Annotated in this window: 3 protein-coding genes; all 3 read right to left on the bottom strand. The window is 54.4% G+C overall.

Annotation, left to right across the window (positions count from 1 at the left end; genetic code table 11):
* Positions 1–686: HAD family phosphatase (locus H6F43_RS21710; protein ID WP_190345252.1), on the bottom strand; the 686-nt coding region annotated here is incomplete at its 3' end.
* A gap of 16 nt (positions 687–702) precedes the next feature.
* A complete protein-coding gene (locus H6F43_RS21705; RefSeq protein WP_190345251.1) occupies positions 703–1,566 on the bottom strand; it encodes a class I SAM-dependent methyltransferase in 864 nt (287 codons plus the stop codon).
* Positions 1,567–1,677: 111 nt separating this feature from the next.
* Positions 1,678–2,088, bottom strand: a 411-nt coding sequence (locus H6F43_RS21700; protein ID WP_190345250.1) for a hypothetical protein, incomplete at its 5' end; no start/stop codon positions are given.

Here is a 2,088-nt window from a genome sequence, read left to right as displayed (position 1 = left end):
GCAAGATGCTGAATTCGCTCAAGTTCCAAATCAGATAAGTAATCAACCGCCCAGTTAGCCCATCGTTGCAGCATGTGAAACGGGTAGGTGTTTGCCACACCCACGACCGAAATGCCTGCTCGTTTCGCGGCTTGAATACCCACAAACGTGTCTTCGATCGCCAAACACTCCTCAGGCTTAAGCGTTAGATCAGGAAACTGCTGATTCAGCCGCTCGACTGCAAGCAGGTAGCCATCAGGTTCGGGCTTGCTGGGGATGCCGTCGTCCCCCGAGACGATCACCGAGAAATAGTCGCTGAGTTGGGTACGCTGCAACACTGCCCCAACTTCTGCTCGCAGTGCGCCGCTAACGATCGCCAGTTTCAGCTTGGCAGCACGAGCTTGAAAGATAAAATCGTGCAGTCCCGGATAAATTGGCAGCGTGGTTAGGGTTTCGAGTTCCCGCAGGTAAGACTCGGCTTTGCGAGCGATCAACAGATCCAAATAGGCGTCGCTTAGCACTCGACCCCGATTGGTGAACAAATCGGTGATGCAGGCGCGATCGCTGCGACCCAGGCAAAACTGACGAAACTCTCCTGGCTTTGGTCGCAGATTCTCCTCAACCAACAGTTGATTAATCAGCGTTTCATGAACGGATTCATCATTAATGATCACGCCATTGAAATCGAATAATACGGCTTTCAGCATAAGCCCATCTCCCCGCTTAACCCATTGCCCATTGTCCCTCATCGATCGCGGCTTCTGGCTGGGTAAACTCCACGGACTGATGCAGCAGCGGTTTGACCCCACGAGTCAATTGATGCAGCCACCACACCGCCTGAGTTTGCACAGCCTCAAATCCAGCCGCACCCATCCAAGCATCGACGCTGCCAGCAGCAAAGCCCTGAATGTACGGCTCCTCAAAAATCTGAGTCAGCCATTCAGTTTGACGCAGCACGGGTTGGCTACCATCTAGAATTACAACCTCGCCACCCACCGTCAGCAGCCGAAAGCACTCGCGCAGAATCGCTTGAGACACCACAGGCGGAGTTTCGTGAAACAGCAGAGATGCAGTGACTAAATCGAACGACGCATCTGGAAAGCCCGTATGCTCAGCCTCACCGTGCTTCCATTCAATCTTCAGCCCCGACTGAGTAGCTTTGTGCTCCGCCACAACCAGCATATAAGGCGACAAGTCCAACCCAATCACGTCTGCCTGCGGAAAGGCTTGCTTGAGCATTAGGGCCGTGGAGCCTGTGCCGCAGCCAAGGTCGAGAATGCGACGCGGCTTGGTGCGGATGGCGTCGATCGCCGCTTGCCGCACCAGCGATTCTCCGGGGGGTAGGGCGTATTGAGTGATCGGGTCGTAGGTCACGGCGGCGCTAACGTTGAGGTAGCCGCGATCGATGCCGTGAAAGTTTTGGCTGGTGTAGTAAGCCGGATACGTGAGAGCGGGGTTGCGGAAGCGATCGCTTTCCGCAGTCCAGTCGATGCTTTCGTGAAACCGCCGCAGTTCGCTCTCGTCAATGAACAGGCGGGCGATCGGGGCAAGAAATCGCTCAAAAATCGTGTCGTTGGGGGCTGCCATAGGAGGTTACCTGAGGTCGCTAAGCGGATGTGGCGCAGGATTGAGTTCCTACTTCACAAAGTTTAATAGACCTTTTAGTGAGCTTGCACAGACAGCTCAAATTCGCTCGAATTATGGACAGGCTGGGACGTTGCTAATCGTTCCCCCTAGAACGACGGGAGTGCCAGTATTGTTCGTTGAAAGATTGGGTAAGTCCACCGCCTGAAAGATTCCAGCGGGCGTTGTTTGAAAGAGGGTATAGCCCGTGGTGCTGCTGTTACCCGAGAGGTTAAGACAGACGGTTGACGCACCGATAGGACTGGTTCGGGCAAACAGCCCAGTATTGGAAGGCGTGTTGGTCAATCGGTTGAGGCGGACATTTGCAGACAACCGAGCGTTGGCAAACGCCGCTTGCAGCGCAATGCCTTGGAAGGCGTTAGGCGTGTTGATCGTGTTTCTGTCAATGTTGACGGCGATCGGGCTAGTGCTGAGTGTCTGAAGCTCAACGCCATTTTGACCATTATTGGCGATCGTGTTGTCGCT

The sequence above is a fragment of the Leptolyngbya sp. FACHB-36 genome (genome assembly GCF_014695955.1).
Lineage (GTDB): Bacteria > Cyanobacteriota > Cyanobacteriia > Leptolyngbyales > Leptolyngbyaceae > FACHB-36.
Note: the sequence above shows the minus strand (reverse complement) of the source record. Positions and strands in the feature narration are given on the sequence as shown.

What these genes read in the sequence shown, in the direction of transcription:
- H6F43_RS21705 (WP_190345251.1), bottom strand. Translation starts at nt 1,566, where the DNA reads ATGGCAGCCCCCAACGACACGATTTTTGAGCGATTTCTTGCCCCGATC.